The organism is Spirillospora sp. NPDC048911 (assembly GCF_043198015.1).
Classification (GTDB): Bacteria; Actinomycetota; Actinomycetes; order Streptosporangiales; family Streptosporangiaceae; genus Spirillospora.
On the sequence record NZ_JBICUD010000007.1, the window covers coordinates 328,596 to 345,166 of the forward strand.

Here is a 16,571-nt window from a genome sequence, read left to right on the forward strand (position 1 = left end):
GGGCTCACGGTCAGGGACTAGCGTGCACGGTCCTGGCCGCCGGCCAGGCGACGGCCCGGCTCCCCCGGCAACCCCGCCCAGCCGTCCGGCGGCGACTGACCGACGCCGAGCTTCCGGAACGCGTGGAGCGTCCGCGGGTCCTGCGCGTCCAGCCAGTCCACGAGCTGCCGGAACGAGACGCACCGCACCTCCTTCTTCGTGCAGACGGCCCGCATCACGTCCTCGACGACGTCCATGTAGATGCCGCCGTTCCACTGCTCGAAGTGGTTGCCCAGGATCATCGGAGCGCGGTTGCCGGAGTAGGCGCGTGCGAAACCGCTCATGAGCCCGGCCCGCATCTGGCGCTTCCAGCGGGGCCGCTTCGCGGCCGGGCCCTGGTAGCTCGTCGACTGGTTGGCCAGGAAGTTGTAATCCATCGAGAGGACCTCATAGCTCTGCCCCGGCATCGGGATCTCCTGGAGCGGAAGATTCCACAGCCCGTACCTCTTGCGCGGCCAGACCTGCACGCCGTTGCCGCTGGAGTCGTACCGGAAGCCCATCGACCGGCCCGCCTTGAGGACGTTCGTCCGGCCCTCCAGGCAGGGCGTGCGACCACCGATCAGCTCTTTGTCGTAGTCGAACGGCAGCGGCCGTGCCGTAGTCCAGCCTGTGGTGGTCCGCCAGTGCTGCACGAACCACTTGGCCTGGGTGATCTCCGACCGCCACTGCGCCGGCGACCACGAGCCGACGCCGGTGGGGCCGCAGAAGTGCCCGTTGAAGTGCGTGGCGATCTCGTTGCCCTCGGCCCAGCTCTGGCGTAGCTGGACGAGCGTCCGCCTGATGCTCTTCCTGCCGAGGTAGCCGATGTCGGACGCGCCGCGAGGCTTGCCTGGCGGCCGGTAGCGCATCCGCTCGGATCGGGGCAGGAGGTAGACGCCGCTGAGGAAGAACGTCTGCGTGATGCCGAGTTCGTGCCCGAGCCGCCGGAAGCGGGAGAACAGCCTGTTGTCGTCCTCGCCCGCGCCGTCCCACGAGAAGACGACGAACTGCGGCGGGCGTTCACCCGGCGCGAGCCGCCGCGGCCGGTGAAGATTGGGCTGCCGGCCGGTGTACGCGGTGGAGCCGTCGCCGATGAGCGTTGCCTTCCGCGCTTCGACGTGCCCATGCCCGTGTCCGTGCCCGTGTCTGGCCTTGGGGTGGTGCCTTGGAGCGGTCACCGGCGCAGCGTCGCCGGAGCCGCTCCCGGTCCCGGTGCCGGTCCGGCCGCCGTTCTCGCTGTGGCACGCGACTCCCGCGGCCAGGACCGCCGCCGCCCCTGCCGCCAAGCCGATCCTGGTCTTCGTATCCGTCACCCGGACAACGTGGTGCCTCCGCGCGGACGGGATCGAAGGACATGCGGGCCCATCACGAACCGTGGGGCTCCCGTTGCCCGCCGTTTGCCGTGCTGAGGGCGGGCATCGCGTTCAGCAGGGCCCGCGTTTCCGGATGCACCGCGAAGTCGAGGGCCGCCGCGGGCACGTCCTCGACGACGGAGCCCTCCGCCAGCACGATCACGCGATCGGCGACGCGGCGGGCGACCCGCAGGTCGTGGGTGACGAAGACGATCGTGAGGCCCTCGTCGCGGCGGAGCTCGGTGAGCAGGGTCAGGATCCGTTCCTGGGCGAGCACGTCGAGCCCGGTGGTGGGCTCGTCGGCCAGCAGGATCCCCGGTCCGGCGGCGAGGGCCCGCGCGATCGCCACCCGCTGCCGCTCGCCTCCGGAAAGGGTCGCCGGACGCCGCTTCCCCATCGCGGGATCGAGCCCGACCCGTTCCAGCAGCGCGTCGACGCCTTCGCGGGAGCGCAGTGCCTCGGCGACGACCTGCGCCACCGTGTAGCGGGGGTCGAACGAGGCCAGCGCGTCCTGGAAGACGAGCCCGGCGCGGCGGCGCACGGCCCGGCGCTCACGGTCGCGGAGAGCCCACACGTCGCGCCCGCCCGCGAGCACCTGCCCGGCGGCGGGCCGGTCCAGGGCGGCGAGCGTGCCGACAAGAGTCGACTTGCCGGACCCGCTGCGCCCCACGACGGCGACCGACTCTCCCGCCCGCAACTCCAGGTCGACGCCGTTCAACGCCACGGTGGTACGACCGCGTCCCTTCAGCACCCGCCGCACCGCGCGCAAGCACACCAGCGAACCACCGTCCTTGGACGGCGCCTCGCCGGCCTCGTTCTGGGCCGCGTGGTCGGTGAGGCGGGCGGCGGTGACGAGGGTGCGGGTGAACTCGTCGCGGGGCGCGTCGAGCACCTGGGCTGCGGGGCCGTGTTCGACGATGCGGCCGCCGGACAGGACGGCGATGTCGTCGGCCCAGCGGCCCGCGACGGCGAGGTCATGCGTGATCAGCAGGACGGCGCGGCCCTGCCCGGCCGCCTGCTCCCGGACGGCGTCGAGCACGTCGGCCTGCGTGATGGGGTCGAGCGCGGTCGTGACCTCGTCCGCGATGAGCAGGTCCGGTTCGAGGACGGTCGCGACGGCGAGGGCGGCGCGCTGGGCCTGGCCGCCCGACAGCTCGTAGGGGCGGGCGTCCCACACCTCCTCGGCGGCCAGCCCACAGCGCTTGAGCGCCGCGCCGCCGAGCCCGTGCGGGTCGCCCGAGTCGTGGGCGGCGACGGTCTCCGCGAGGTGGCGGCCGATCGTGATGGTCGGGTTGAGGCTCGCGGCGGCGTCCTGGAAGGCGTAGCCGACCGTGCGGCCCCGGATCGCGCGGAGCTCGCGGCGTCCCAGCGCGAGCACGTCCGTCCCGTTCAGCAGGATGGAGCCGCCGAGGCGCACGCCCGCGTCCGGGTCGTGCAGGCGTACGACCGAACGGGCGGTGAGACTCTTGCCGCAGCCGCTCGGGCCCACCAGGGCCACCACCCGGCCGGCCGGTACCGCGAGCGAGAGCCCGTCCACCACCCGGCGGCCCGGGACATCGACGGTCAGGTCTTCGATCTCCAGCACGTTCACCATGCGCGGCCCTCCCGGCGGCCGGCGGCGGAGGCGAGCACGTTCACCGCGAGGATCGTCACGACGACGCAGGCGGCGGGGAAGGCGACGGTGTACCACTCGCCGGTGAGCAGGTGCGACTGCGCCTCGGTGAGGAGGTTGCCCCAGCTCGGCCGGTTGGGCGGGACGCCGAGGCCGAGGAAGCTGAGGGTCGACTCGGTGAGGATCGCGTGCGCGACCTCGAACGCGGCGATGGAGGCGATCGGCGGCACCGCGCCGGGCAGTAGATGGCGCCGCAGTACCTCGCCGCGCGACAGGCCGAGGGCGTAGGCGGCGCGCACGTACAGCCGTTCGCGCTGGCCGACCAGCTCGGCGCGGGCGACCAGCGCGACCGGCATCCAGCTGGTCGCGGCGACGGCCAGGATGACGGTGGTCAGCGACGGGCCCAGCACCGCGGCCAGCGCGAGCACCACGATCAGCATCGGCAACGACAACAACACGTCGGCCGTACGCGAGATCAGTTCGTCCAGCCACCGCGGCCCGGCCGCCGCGAGACCGCCCAGCAGGACCCCGCCGATCACCGTGATCGCCGCCGCGGCGAGCCCGACGAGGAGCGACGTCCGCGCCCCGTACAGCAGCCGGGACAGCAGGTCGCGGCCCAGCAGGTCCGTGCCCAGCGGATGCCCTGGCGAGCCCGGCGCGAGCCCGGTGGCGGTGGTGTCGGTGGCGATCGGGTCGTACGAGGTGAGCAGCGGCGCGAAGACCGCGGCCAGCACGAGCGCGGCGAGCACCGCGCCCGCGGCCCGGACGCCCGGCCGCCGCACCGGCAGCCGCATCGCCAGGAAGCCGGGCCGCGCCGAACGGCCGACCAGCGAACGGCCGACCGCCGCAACGTCGGCCTCCGGCGGGTCAGTGACCGGCATCGTGCGCGCCCCTTCCCGACAGCCGGACGCGCGGGTCGAGCCACGCGACGGCCAGATCGCCGAGCAGGTTCGCCACGATCACGATCACGCCGGTCACCAGGACGACCGCGGTGAGCACGGCGTAGTCCTGCTCGCGCGCCGCGTACACGGCCTGCCGCCCGACCCCCGGCCAGGAGAAGATCATCTCGGTGGCGTAGGCGCCCGCGATCAGGCCGCCGACGCCCACGCCCAGGCGCGCGGTGAACGGGACCATCCCGGGCCGGAGCAGGTGGCGGGTGATGACGGTCCAGCGGGACAGGCCACGCGCGCGGGCGTTCTCCACGTGCGGGGCGGACCGCAGCCGTCCCACCCCGGTCTCCACCAGCCGCACGTACGCCCCGAAGTGATGCCCGAACGCCAGCGCGAGCGCGGGCAGGACGATGTGCGGCAGCAAGACCGCGAGCGTCACCGGTTCGCCCGGACGGGCCAGCCCGCCGGACGGCAGCACCCGCGACCATGCCGCGAAGACGTACAGCAGGAGCAGCGACGTCACGAAGCCCGGCATGCCGCCGAGCGCGAACATCGCGGTCTCGATCGTCCCGCGCAGCCACGCGCGCCGGGTGAGAGCGGCGGCGAGCCCGATCGCCACCGCGCCCGCCACGCTGAACACGATCGCGACGAGGGTGAGCAGCGCGGTCCACGGCACGGTGTCGCCGAGGACCTCGCTCACCGGACGGCCGCTGCCGTACGAGACGCCGAAGTCGCCGCGCACCGCCCCGGCCGCCCAGCGCCCGTACCGGACCGGCAGCGGATCGTCCATGCCCATCTCATGTTCCAGCCGCGCCACCGCCGCCGCGCTGGGCGGGCGGCCGCCGGACCGCGCCTCCAGGATGTCGGCGGCGGGACTGCCCGGCGCCAGGTCCAGCAGCGCGAAGCACAGCGCCGACAGGGCGACGACGACCGCCATGGCCGTCGCCGCCCGCCGGATCAGGAAGCGGCCCATCCGTTCAGCGCCCACTCGGCCTCAGGACCAGGACCACTTCTCGGCGTTCCAGAAGAAGCCGTAGCCGTGGTGGCCGAGGGTCCGCTGCTGCGGGCCCCTCAGCGAGGCCGGGACCGCGTTGGACGTCTTCAGGTAGGAGATCCACACGAACGGCGGGTCCTCGGCGAGCGCCTTCTGGAAGTCGGCGTAGGCGGCCTTGCGGGCGTCCGGGTCGGACGTGCCGCGACCGCGTTCGAGGGCCTTGTCGACCTGCGGGTTGGCGTACGAACCATAGTTGGAGCCGCCGTTGGCGAGCGCCTCGCTGGAGTGGAACGGCCCGAACACCGACGAGTCCGGGTCGTACGGCGTGCCCCAGCCGACGACGAACGCCTCCAGGTCGCCCCAGTGCTTGCGGACCCAGTCGCGGGGCCGCGGGTTGGGGACGACGTCGAAGCCCTGCGCCTTGAGCTGCGTGGCGGCGACGTTCAGGATGCCGACGCGCGCCGAGTCCTCGGCGAACGTGCTGAGCTCGAAGCGGACGGTCCTGCCGTCCTTGACCCACTGCTGCTGAGCGTTCTTGGCGTAGCCGGCGGACTTCATCAGCGCGTCGACCTTGGCCGGGTCGAACGTGAACGGGGCGTCCGTCTTGTAGGGACTCTCGTCGAGCGGGCCGGTGGCCGGTGATCCCTGGCCGAGCAGGACGCTCTTGACGAACGCGTCGCGGTCGACGGCGTAGTTCATCGCCTGCCGGACGCGCTTGTCGGCGAAGACGGGCTTCTTGAAGTTGAGCATCAGGGCGCGGTAGTCCGCCGTGGGGTAGGTCTCCACCCGGAGGCGGTCGTCCTCCCTGGCCTTGGCGGTCTGCTGCGGTTGCAGGTGCGCGCCGTCGACCTCGCCGTTCGTGAGCTGGATGAACCGCGCGGTGTCGTCCGGCACGTACTTGACGACGATCTTCGGGAGCTTCGGCTTGCCCTCGTAGTAGCCGCCGAACGACTCCAGCTGCGCGTACTGGCCCGGCTTGAACGTCGTCAGCTTGAACGGGCCGGAGCCGACGGGGCGCTGCCCGAAGTCCGCGTCGGTGATCTTCTTGCCGCGCAGGACGTGCTCGGGCAGCAGGCCCATGCCGAGGGCGTCCAGCAGCGGCGAGAACGGCTTGCTCAGCCGGATGCGCGCGGTCGTCGCGTCGGGCGTCTCGACCGCCGACACGGCCTGGAAGTTGCGCGACAGCGGCGCGTCCGCGGTGCCGGACTCACGGAGCAGATCGACGGTGAACTTCACGTCCGCGGACGTGAGCGGCTCGCCGTCGTGCCAGGTCAGGCCGGACCGCAACTTGAACGTGTAGTCCTTGCCGTCCTTGGACACCGTCCACGACTCGGCCAGGCCCGGGACCACCTTGTTGGCGGCGTCGCGCCGGGTCAGCCCGCGAAAGATCAGCTCGGTCACCGGGTCGGTGTGCTCGTCCTGGAGGGCCGGGTTCAGGGTGTCGGGCTCGTCGCCGATCGCGTACGTGAACGTGCCGCCCGACCGGCCGGCCGAGCCGCCGCCACCGGCCCCGCATCCGGTGGCGAGGAGGCCGGCCGCGGCGGCGGCCACGCCGATGACGAGGACGAGCTTGTGCATAAGACTCCTTGTTGCAAGTTATTCGCAACAACGGACTCTATCCACAAGGCCCCCTTTATCCGCAAATCACCACATCCGCCCCAAGCGCTCCCGGGCCCGGGTCACCGGAGGGTGGCCCGGTGAACCTTGCCCATGGGGGTGCGCGGCAGTTCGGCCAGGAAGGTCACCGATCTCGGGACCTTGTGCGCGGGGAGACACTCGTCGACCCGAGCCAGGAGTTCGGCCTCCAGCTCCTGGGTCGGCAGGGTTCCGGTGGCGAGCACCACGTACGCCCGCAGCGCGGTGTCGTCGTCCGCCGCGTCCACCACCACGACCTCCACGACCCCGGGATGCTGGCCGAGGACCCGCTCGACCTCCAGCGGCGAGACGCGCTCCCCCGACACCGTCAGCTGGTCCCGGATCCGGCCGTGATGGTGGACGAAGCCGTCCTCGTCGACGTGCACCAGATCACCCGTGCGCAGCCACCCGTCCGCCCCGAGGACCTCGGCGGTCTGCTCGGGGCGTCCGAGATACCCGGCCATGACCGACGGGCCGCGCACGTAGAGGACACCGGGCTCCCTCGGCCCACCGGCCGCGCGGCGCACGGCGATCTCGTACGGGTCGAGCACCACGCCCAGCGAGCCCCTGCGGCGCCTGGTGACGGTGTTGGAGATGAACGTGTGGCCCACCTCCGTGCTGCCGAGGCCGTCCAGCACCGGGCATCCGAAGACGGACTCGATCCTGTCGGCCAGCGACGGCAGCAGGGGCTCCCCCGCCGACGCCACCGCCCGCAGGGACCCGAAGACGCCCTCGTGCTCCTCGCTCGCGTCGACGAGGCGCGCGTACCACGTGGGGACGGTCAGGAGCAGCGTCGGACGATGCCGCCGGAACTGCTCCAGCACCCCCTCGACGGTCGGGAGCTCCGGCCACAGCACGGCCGAGCCGCCGCAGAACATCGGGAAGAACACCGTCGCCCCGAGCCCGTACGGATAGCAGGCCTTGGACAGCGAGAAGATCACGTCGTCCGGGGTCACGCCGAGCGCGCCGATGGCCATGGCCTGGAAGTAGGCCTCGGGGTCCGGATGCCGGTGGACGGCGCCCTTCGGGGGCCCGGTGGTCCCGGACGTGTACTGCACGTAGGCGGGCGCGCCCGGCGGGAGCACGACCGGATCCGGCACGGTGACGGGCTCGTCGGTGAGGTCGCCGGCGGTGAGGACCTGGACGGTGCGGAACCGGGGGGCCAGCTCGGGGACGCACACCGCCGCCTGGGGCCGGGAGTCGGCGAGCACATGGGCGTGCCCGGCCTCCGTCTGCTCGGGCCCGGTGAGAACGGCCACGGCGCCGAGCCGGAACGTTCCCAGCAACGCCGCCACGAAGCCGACCGAATCCGGCAGGGCGATGAGCACCCGGTGCCCCGGCCGCACCCCGGCGGCGTGCAGGACCCCGGCGGCCCGGGCGGCCGCGTCGTGCACCTCGCCGTGGTGGTGGGTGGCGTCGGCCGAGTGGAACAGCGGACGGTCACGCCATCCGTAGGTATGTGCGCGCCGAGCCAGGGTGGCCGCGATATTGCCTTCCATAGCGAAGCTCCTCTGTCGGGGGGCGACAAGCGGAGACTACGATGGGTAGGCGTACCGATACTTTGAGTTCGGCTGATTTCGGTCTCGGAAGTGACCGCGATTAGGCCATACCTGCGCCGGACTATCCGGGCAGGATGTCCCAGCCAGCGGCGCGGCGGACCAGAAGCTCACGGCTGAGCAGCACGCCCGCCGGCACGTCCCAGGCGGGATCGGCGCCCTCGTCGGCCTCGCCCTCGGACCACACCTGGTTCACGGCCCATCGCAGCTTCTCGACGCCGTCGGGATGCCCGGTGCCGGTCGCGACGAAGACGTCGCGCGCGGGCACCGCCACCACGAGGTCGCCCTCGACGTCCTGGGCGAGCTTGTCGAGGAACCCGTCGTCCAGGAGCAGGCCGGACTCCAGCCCCCCGCCGAGCGACACCGTGACCGCCCGGACGTCCGGGTACCAGCTGAGCGTCAGGTCGGGCCGCCGGTTGCGCAGGTTGACCGCCGCGCGGCGGCGCAGCTCGTCCGGCGCGACGCCCAGCTCCGCGCAGTGGCGCCGGGCGATGTGCTCGTAGCGGCCCGCGGCGCCGGCGGGTTCGGGCAGCAGCTCCAGCGCGTAGGTGACGTACAGGTCACCGGCGAACGGGTCGCGGATCGGCTCCTCGCCCGGCGGCAGCGGGAACTCCAGCTGCACCTCGGCCGGCACCCGTGCCTTCATCAAGGGGACGATGAGACTGGCACGCGGGTCCGCGGACACGGCACGTTCCTCCTGCTACTCGTGAGGTCCGGAGTGGATCACCTTATCGGGGCCGGACCCCTCGCCGGCCGGAACCCCTCCGTTCGTCATACGTAATCGACGAACACTTTGGGCTGGGACGACCCGGGAAAGATTCGGGCGAAAGATCCGGTCAGCCGTTGGGGATCACGCAGGGGACGCCGCCGCAGACGTCGACGACCTGGCCGCCGGACTTGAGGAAGTGCGCCGCCTGGGCACGGGCCAGCTCGCTGCGGACCGTGCTGTCGTGCGGGCTGCTGGGAGGCGCCGGCGGGACGTTGCCGGGCGGCGGGGCGGGCGTGCCGCTGTCCCACATCACCAGCGCCGAGCCGTTGTACGGGAATCCGGGGATCGCCTGGAGACCCCAGAACGGCGTGACGTCATCGCTGCGCCCCGGCCTCAGCGCGGGTTGCTTGGCCGGGACGCCGAGTGTGCGGGCCATCACCTCGGTCGTCACGTTCGACACCGAGTCGTCGCCGAACGCCTCGTGCAGCAGCACCTTGTGCGCGGGCGTGCGTGGCAGCGGGTTCCTGACGACGTGCGCGACATAGCCGCTCGCCTCGCCGCGATCCCACAACATCTGCATGAGCCCGAAGCCGATCTGCTGGTCGGCCTTGTTCGGGTACGGGATGTCGATGACCTGCTGCACGCTCTTGAACGAGGAACTGCGGTTGAGCAACGTGGAGAAGCCCATGCCGGGAACGCTGAGCACCGACGTGGTGAAGTCCTGGGCGAGGGCGGTGAGCGCGGCGCCCTGGATGCCCCCATGGCTGGCCCCGGCGTAGGTGAGCTTCGCCGCGGGGTCGAGCACCGGGGAGCCGTCGGCGGCGCGGAAGGCGGCGGACGCGGCGGCGCCCTTCGGGTGGATCATCCAGCGGCCGAGGAAGAGCGTGTTGAGGTACGACTGCTGCATGCGGTCGGGGATGAGCCGGAAGTTGGACAGGTCCGCCAGGAGCGCGAGGTAGGGCCGGTCTGGTCCGGAGATGCCCATCCAGTTGGTGGCGCAGAGCATCAGGCCGTGGTCGCCGGAGAACGTCTTTACGGCGGTGGCGTCGATGGTGCTGTAATCGCCGAAGAGCCCGTGGCCGTACAGCACCGGATCGAGCTTCTGCTTACCGGTCACGGCCGCGCGCGGGATGTTGCACTGGAACGGCGCGTGGTACGTGCGCCAGGTCGGCGCGACGGGCTTGTCGTAGGGGCCGGGCTTGGCCTTGCCGTAGTCGAGCTTGGTGCCGCTGGGGTCGAGGAAGCTCGGCACCTCGATGAGGCCGTTGACGCGTCGCGCGATCCGCGGGTCTTCCTGCTCGGTCAGTTCCTTCACCGAGGTGAGGCGCACCTTGGGCGCCTTGGCTCCGAGTCTGGCGAACGAGGTGTCGCGCATGGCCAGAGCACGCCCGGTGAGGCTGCGCGTAGAGGAAGTGGTGAAATCCCAGGCGAGGTTGAGCCCCTGCACGCCGACTCCACGCCGCCGGAGGTCTTTGAGGGTCGCCTGGAGGGCGGCCCATCGCGGCTTGAGGCGCTTGTCCTTCGGCGCGCGGGTCTTGCTGAGCGCCTTGAACGCGGCGCTCGCCTGGACGGTCTGCCCGTTGGCGCCGCGAACATTGCGGAGGGCGACCAGGTAGCGCGTTCCCTCGTTCAGCCGGATCGCCGGTCGGACGATGAGCGTGCGGTGCCGCGGATCCTGCGCGTCGAGCTCGGCCCAGTACGGCTGGCGCTGCCCGGTCTTGGCGTTGACGAGCACGACCGGCGCGTCGGCGCGCAGCGATCGCGCGATGTCGGTGCTCGGCGCGACTCCGGTCTTGACCGGGTCGAGGCCGGGCACCTGGACGAGGATCGGCGTGCCGGGCGAGAAGCCGTCGTTGCGGTTGAACTCGGCGGGATCGATGCCCTTGCCGAAGACGTTCTTCGGCATCGCCGCGGACTTGAAGCTCACGCGGCGGCCGGTGTCGCTGCGGCTGTCGCGAACGGTGTAGACGTCGTTCGGGAACGGCACCAGGCACGCCGCCGGAGCGATCGGATCGCACCCGCGCGCCGCCTGCTCCGCGGCCGCCTTCAGCGGATCGGCCGCCGCCTGCGCCGCCGCGCCCGGGGCGAGGCCGGTGAAGGCAAGACCGGTGAAGGCCAGGCTGGTGAAGGCCACGAGCACACCGAACGACCGTCTCACCGGCGCCACCCCACGTCCGAACATGAGCAAGATTCAGAAGAGCAGGGTGATCTTAGCCACCGATCACTTACTTGTCAGTAGGCCTCTCGTCTGCGGGTACGGCGGGCGCACCACCGGGCGGGACGACGGGCAGGCCGCCGGGAGCGCCGTGCTCGATCAACCGCCATACGGCGGCGGTGTCGAGGTGCTCCTCGACGAGGTCACCGAGCACGTCGAGGGTGGCCTCTCTCAGCGCGGCGAACGAGACGTCCGGCGCGGGGGTGAAGTCGCGTCCCGCCACCCCGGCGACGTCGGAGAGGAAGGCCCGCCGGAAACCGTCGTTCTCCATCGCGCCGTGCCAGGTCGTCCCCCACACCGCGCCTGCCCGGCAGCCGTCCAGGAACGGTTCGCCGCCCTCGGCCTCGGTGATCCCGTGATGGATCTCGTACGCGACGACCGGCTCGCCGTACGCGCTCCCGCTCGGCCTGCCCAGCGTCTTGTCCCGTTCGAACGTCACCCGTGCCGGGAGCAGCCCGAGCCCTTCGATCCGTCCGGCCCCGGACTCGACCTCGTCCACGATCTCTCGCGCGAGCATCTGGAAGCCGCCGCAGACGCCGAGCACGGGACGGCCTTCGCGCGCGCGCCGGACGACCTCGTCGGCCATCCCGCGTTCGCGCAGCCAGGCCAGGTCGCTCACTGTCGCCCGCGTGCCCGGCAGGATCACCAGATCGGCGTCCGCCAGATCACCGGGACTGGCCGCGTACCGCACCACCACGCCCGGCTCGCAGTTGAGCGCGTCCAGATCGGTGAAGTTGGAAATGCGCGGAAACCGGACCACCGCCACCCGGAGCGTCTCGCGGCCATAGGGCGCCCGAGCGTCCGGCCGGGGCGCGTCCAGGGCGAGCGTGTCCTCGGAATCGAGATACAACCCGAGCTTCCAGGGCAGGACGCCGAGCGTCGGGCGGCCCGTCAGCGCCTTCAACTGCTCCAGCCCGGGAGCCAGCAACTCCTCCGCGCCCCGGAACTTGTTGATCACGAATCCCGCGATCAGCGCCTGGTCCGCGGGCTCCAGCAACGCCACCGTTCCGTACAGCGACGCGAACACGCCGCCCCGGTCGATGTCGCCCACCACGATGACCGGCAGGTCGGCGGCCCGCGCGAGCCCCATGTTGGTGATGTCCCCGGCCCGCAGGTTGATCTCCGCCGGGCTGCCCGCGCCCTCGCAGATCACCACGTCGTACTCGGCCCTCAACTGCCCGAGGCTCGCGGCCACGACCTCCCGCAGCCGCTCCTTGTGGGCGCCGTACTGCAGCGCGTCGACCTCGGCGACCGGCCGTCCCAGCACCACCACCTGGCTGCGCCGGTCGCTGCCCGGCTTGAGCAGCACCGGATTCATGATCGCCTTCGGCTCGACGCCGGCGGCCTGGGCCTGCATGTACTGCGCCCGCCCGATCTCGGCGCCGTCCGAGGTCACCATCGAGTTGAGCGACATGTTCTGCGCCTTGAACGGGGCGACCTTCACCCCGCGCCGCGCGAGCCACCGGCACAGCCCCGCCGTCAGAACGCTCTTGCCCGCGTCCGACGTCGTCCCGGCGACGAGCAGTCCGCTCATCTCACTCCCCTGGCCACGGCCGCCGCCAGCACCCCGGCCGCCACGGTCACCACCGCCGACAACCGCACCGCGCGCCGGACGTCACGGACCTCCGGCGCGCGCCCGTCACCCATCTCGGGCCGCCGCTCAGCTCGCCCGCCGTAGACGTTCGCCCCGCCCAGCCGGACGCCCAGAGCACCGGCGAACGCCGCCTCGCACCGTCCCGCGTTCGGACTCGGATGGGCTTGACCATCGCGCCTCAGCACCCGCCACGCGTCTCCCCGCCGCTCCGCGAGAGCCACCGTCAACAACCCGGTCACCCGCGCAGGCACCCAATTCGCGACATCGTCCAACCTCGCCGCCGCCCACCCGAACCGCTCATATCGGGGACTCCGATAGCCCACCATCGCGTCCAACGTATTGATCGCCCGATAACCCAACAGCCCCGGAACACCCGCAACCGCACCCCAGAACAACGGAGCGATGGCCGCGTCAGAGGTGTTCTCCGCGATCGACTCGACCGTGGCCCGCGCCAGCGCCTTGGCGTCCAGCCCCTCGGGATCGCGCGCACACAGGTGCGAGAGCCGTTTCCGCGCCCCCTCAAGATCGTCCGCCTCCAGCAACCGGGCCATCTCCCGCCCCTCTCGCCCCAGCGAGGTGCCGCCCAAGACAGCCCAAGTGGCAAGAGCCGTAACCGGAACCCGGACCCCCGGCACCCGCTCTGCCAACCCAAGCCCCACCGCCCCCACCACCAGAACGCCCGCATAAGCCACGCCCCGAGCCCGCGAGTCGCCGTAGAAAGACTTCTCCAGCCCAGAAGCGACGCGGCCGAAAGCGGCCACCGGATGCCCCCGCCTCGGATCCCCCACAAGAGCATCAAGGGCGACCCCCAGCAACAACCCCACAGCCCGTTCAGTTGAGGCAGGCATCAAGCTCATCCCAGTTGCGTTCCAGCCAGTCCTGAGCGCGCCGGATCCTCGGCCCGGCGCCCGCATGCCAGATACGGGCCCACCCGCCGCCCACATGCTCCGCCCGGAACCGCATGGCCTCGTAAGACCGCTCGAACCGCGTCCTCGCCGCCACCAGCAACACCCGCCGCGCGCCACGGTCCAACCCGTAGGAATCACAGAAGACCCGCAGCCGCCGCCCCACATCGACCCCGTACAGCGGACCGTCCCGATCGCACGGATCGGCGATCGGCGCCCAATGCCGCAGAGCCGTCACCACGTCGTACAACCGCGTCGTCGGCCGCGCCAGATCAAAGTCGATCAACGCCACCGGCCGCCCACCCCGGAAGACGACATTCTCCGGCGTCACGTCACAGTGCCCGATGATCTCCGGCTTCCCGTCCAGATTGGAGGCCACGGTGTCCCAGGGCGCCCCCTCCGGCGCCTCGTAAGAACTAACGGCCTCGTGGTAGCCCCGCAGCAGCCGGGCCACCCCCACCAGCGCCTCCTCGGTGACCGCATAGTGCGGCAGGGGCCGGCCCGGCGCCTCCCCCGGCACCCAACTCAAGATCTCCCGCCCCCGATCGTCCACCCCGAGCAGCCGCGGCGCCTCGAACCCGACCCGCTCAAGATGCCGCAGCAGCCCGTGAACAGCAGGACTATGAGGCCCGACCGGCCTCCGCACCGTGTCCCCCACCCGGACAACGCCCTCCGTCACGTCCCCGCCGGAGAGCGGCACCTCCACGTTCACAGTCCCCAACGATAAGCGCTGCCCCCGCCTGATCGTGATCACCGCCCGCCACCAGGCGTAACGGCATCGCCACGCAGATACGACAGTGCGAAGACCATCGGCCGCGCTCTACACTCAGGGCTCAACAAGCGCCGGTAGCTCAGCTGGATAGAGCATCGGACTTCTAATCCGACGGTCGCGGGTTCGAATCCTGCCCGGCGCGCTTACGATCACCCCCGGACGCGGATGATCTTGCAGGCCCGGGCGGCCATCGGGCACGGGGCTTCGCCTCGCCCCGGCAGGGCGTGGTGGATGGGTGACAGGTCGGTCTCGCTCCGCCGGATCGGCTTGTCCTTGGCCGCCGGTTGGCCGGTAGATTGCAGCCGATTGTCTTTGCCCTGATTTCACGGCCACCTTAGGGGTCGGCTGGCAGGGTGGACGTTTCGTGAACCCGGATCGAGTGAGGACACATGGCCGAGGATGACAAGCCCAAGGGTGAGCCGACGGGCAAAGACGACTCGGCAGCGGACGAGCTGAAGGACGAGTCGAGCGGCGAGGCCGCGGACGAGACGACGGCCGAGGGCGAGGCCGAGGCCGCGGACGAGACGACCGCTGAGGCCGAGGGCGGGGCTGAGAAGAAGCCTTCCGGGAAGCCGTCCATCAAGATCAAGGCGCCGGCGGCGGGGGCGGCCAAGCTGCCGCAGGCCAAGAACATCCGGAGCCCGGAGTTCACGCCGCACGGGATCAGCGCCGGGCGCGGCAGCGGGCCGCGGCCGTCCGGGTTGACCGCTGCGCAGGCCAAGAAGCGCAAGCAGGCGACGGTGGCGGCGGTGATCGTCGGGCTGGTGGCCATCGCGGGCGCCACGGCGTTCTACGTGACCCGGCCCGGGCCGGAGATCAAGGTGAGCGGCAAGCTCGGCACCGCGCCGAAGGTCGACATCCCCAAGGACCTCGTGCCGGACAACAAGTTCAAGGTGACCGAGGCGATCGCGGGGTCCGGGCCCAAGCTGGCGAACGGTGACATCGCCTACGTGAAGTTCGCGTTCTACCAGTGGTCCAAGGCCTCCGGCAGCAAGTCCGACGAGAGCACCAGCAAGAAGCTGAATTCGTCGTACGAGCAGCAGGGCGGCCAGCAGGTCATGCCGATGACGGTCGGCAAGACCCAGGTCAAGGGGCTCGACAAGGGTCTGGTCGGGCACTCGGCGGGCAGCCGGCTGGTGCTGCAGCTGCCGCCGGCGGACGGGTTCGGTGAGCAGGGCTCGCAGATGGGCCTCACCAACAAGGACTCCGTGGTCTTCGTGGTGGACGTCATGGCGTCGATCCCCAAGAACGCCGAGGCCAAGGGCACCGAGAAGAAGCTCGACGACAAGAACCTGCCCAAGGTCGAGGCGGGCGAGCCCGGCAAGGGCCCGAAGATCACCGTGCCGAAGGCCGACGCGCCGGGCAAGCTCGAGGTCAAGACGCTGATCGAGGGCGGCGGCCCGGCCCTGGCCAAGGGCGACACCGCGATCGTGCAGTACGTGGGCAAGCTCTGGCGGGACGGCAAGACGTTCGACGAGAGCTGGAGCAAGGGCCAGCCCGCCTCGTTCCCGATCGGCACGGGCGGCACCGTGCCGGGCTTCGACAAGGGCCTGACCGGCGCCAAGGTCGGCAGCCGCGTGCTGCTCATCCTGCCGCCCAAGGAGGGCTACGGGACGAAGGGCAACGAGCAGGCCGGCATCAAGGGCACCGACACGCTGGTGTTCGTGGTCGACATTCTCGGGACGCTCCCCAAGTAACGCGCGCTTTCCGAAGGCGGGACACCCGTATGGGTGTCCCGCCTTCCTTTTGTGGCTGATCCGTAAGGGAGTTCCCGTTCGGGGCGTGACGAGGGCCACGACAACCGGGACGGGACGCCGATCGTCCTCTCTAAGGACGTCACGGGAGAGTGCAGTGATCAGCCGAAACCACGAATCCCCTCAGGTATCGTTGGTAACGAAAGAATCACGGGGGGCTTGTGACCAGTAGTGGTACGGACCCGGAAGGCGACAAGCCCACCGGGCAAGACGACGTGAAACCAGACGAATCCCAAAACGCCGCGTCCGAGGCTGAGCCGGCCAGCGCCGCGATCGCGACCATCGACGGCGAGGTGCCCGCGGGCAAGGCCGCCGTAGACGGCACGGCCGCTGCCGGCATTGGCGCTGCGAAGAGCACCAACACCGCCGCGAACGCTACGGACGACACGGCCGTCCCGGCCGCTGCGGCTGGTGCCGCTGCGAACGACGCCAGCGCCGCGGATTCCGCTCCCGCCGCGAGCGCTGCGGATGGCACTGGCGCCGCGGAGCGCACGGACGCAAACGCCGCAGGTAGCACGCGCGCTGCGGCTGCTGCCGGTGGCACTACCACCGCCCTCGCCGCGGA

12 protein-coding genes and 1 tRNA gene are annotated in these 16,571 nt (G+C 71.4%); 2 read left to right on the top strand and 11 right to left on the bottom strand.

The window, feature by feature from the left end:
• Positions 1–17 precede the first annotated feature (17 nt).
• The 11 genes from ACGFNU_RS31075 to ACGFNU_RS31125 form a co-directional block, all read right to left on the bottom strand.
• Positions 18–1,331 (bottom strand): hypothetical protein, encoded by a 1,314-nt coding sequence (locus ACGFNU_RS31075; protein WP_392599343.1) that lies wholly within the window; start codon positions 1,329–1,331, stop codon positions 18–20.
• A 52-nt stretch (positions 1,332–1,383) separates the two neighbouring features.
• A complete protein-coding gene (locus tag ACGFNU_RS31080) occupies positions 1,384–2,964 on the bottom strand; it encodes an ABC transporter ATP-binding protein (protein ID WP_392599345.1) in 1,581 nt (526 codons plus the stop codon).
• A complete protein-coding gene (locus ACGFNU_RS31085; RefSeq protein WP_392599347.1) occupies positions 2,958–3,863 on the bottom strand; it encodes an ABC transporter permease in 906 nt (301 codons plus the stop codon). The genes ACGFNU_RS31080 and ACGFNU_RS31085 overlap by 7 nt, the downstream gene beginning before the upstream one ends.
• Positions 3,850–4,860, bottom strand: a complete 1,011-nt coding sequence (locus tag ACGFNU_RS31090) for an ABC transporter permease (RefSeq protein WP_392599349.1) — start codon at positions 4,858–4,860, stop codon at positions 3,850–3,852. Before ACGFNU_RS31090 ends, ACGFNU_RS31085 begins: the two co-directional genes overlap by 14 nt.
• Before the next feature lie 6 nt (positions 4,861–4,866).
• Positions 4,867–6,444: an ABC transporter substrate-binding protein gene (locus tag ACGFNU_RS31095; RefSeq protein WP_392599351.1), complete on the bottom strand. Its 1,578-nt coding sequence runs from the start codon at positions 6,442–6,444 to the stop codon at positions 4,867–4,869.
• 101 nt (positions 6,445–6,545) lie between these two features.
• Complete coding sequence (locus tag ACGFNU_RS31100; RefSeq protein ID WP_392599352.1) at positions 6,546–8,000, bottom strand: AMP-binding protein; 1,455 nt, start codon at positions 7,998–8,000, stop codon at positions 6,546–6,548.
• 121 nt (positions 8,001–8,121) lie between these two features.
• Entirely contained in the window at positions 8,122–8,703 is a 582-nt protein-coding gene (locus ACGFNU_RS31105; protein ID WP_392599354.1) for a DUF1444 domain-containing protein, read from the bottom strand.
• A gap of 190 nt (positions 8,704–8,893) precedes the next feature.
• Complete coding sequence (locus tag ACGFNU_RS31110) at positions 8,894–10,924, bottom strand: hypothetical protein (RefSeq protein WP_392599355.1); 2,031 nt, start codon at positions 10,922–10,924, stop codon at positions 8,894–8,896.
• 67 nt (positions 10,925–10,991) lie between these two features.
• A complete protein-coding gene (locus tag ACGFNU_RS31115) occupies positions 10,992–12,515 on the bottom strand; it encodes a cobyric acid synthase (protein WP_392599357.1) in 1,524 nt (507 codons plus the stop codon).
• Complete coding sequence (locus tag ACGFNU_RS31120) at positions 12,512–13,519, bottom strand: cobalamin biosynthesis protein (RefSeq protein WP_392599358.1); 1,008 nt, start codon at positions 13,517–13,519, stop codon at positions 12,512–12,514. The genes ACGFNU_RS31115 and ACGFNU_RS31120 overlap by 4 nt, the downstream gene beginning before the upstream one ends.
• Entirely contained in the window at positions 13,407–14,192 is a 786-nt protein-coding gene (locus ACGFNU_RS31125) for a phosphotransferase enzyme family protein (RefSeq protein ID WP_392599360.1), read from the bottom strand. The genes ACGFNU_RS31120 and ACGFNU_RS31125 overlap by 113 nt, the downstream gene beginning before the upstream one ends.
• Before the next feature lie 128 nt (positions 14,193–14,320).
• On the opposite strand from ACGFNU_RS31125, the gene ACGFNU_RS31130 reads away from it, so the two are divergent.
• Together ACGFNU_RS31130 and ACGFNU_RS31135 are read left to right on the top strand one after the other, a co-directional pair.
• A tRNA-Arg gene (locus tag ACGFNU_RS31130) sits at positions 14,321–14,394 on the top strand.
• A 247-nt stretch (positions 14,395–14,641) separates the two neighbouring features.
• Positions 14,642–15,949 carry an FKBP-type peptidyl-prolyl cis-trans isomerase gene (locus ACGFNU_RS31135; protein WP_392599361.1) on the top strand — a complete coding sequence of 436 codons (1,308 nt, stop codon included), beginning with the start codon at positions 14,642–14,644 and terminating at the stop codon, positions 15,947–15,949.
• The last annotated feature ends 622 nt before the right edge of the window (positions 15,950–16,571 follow it).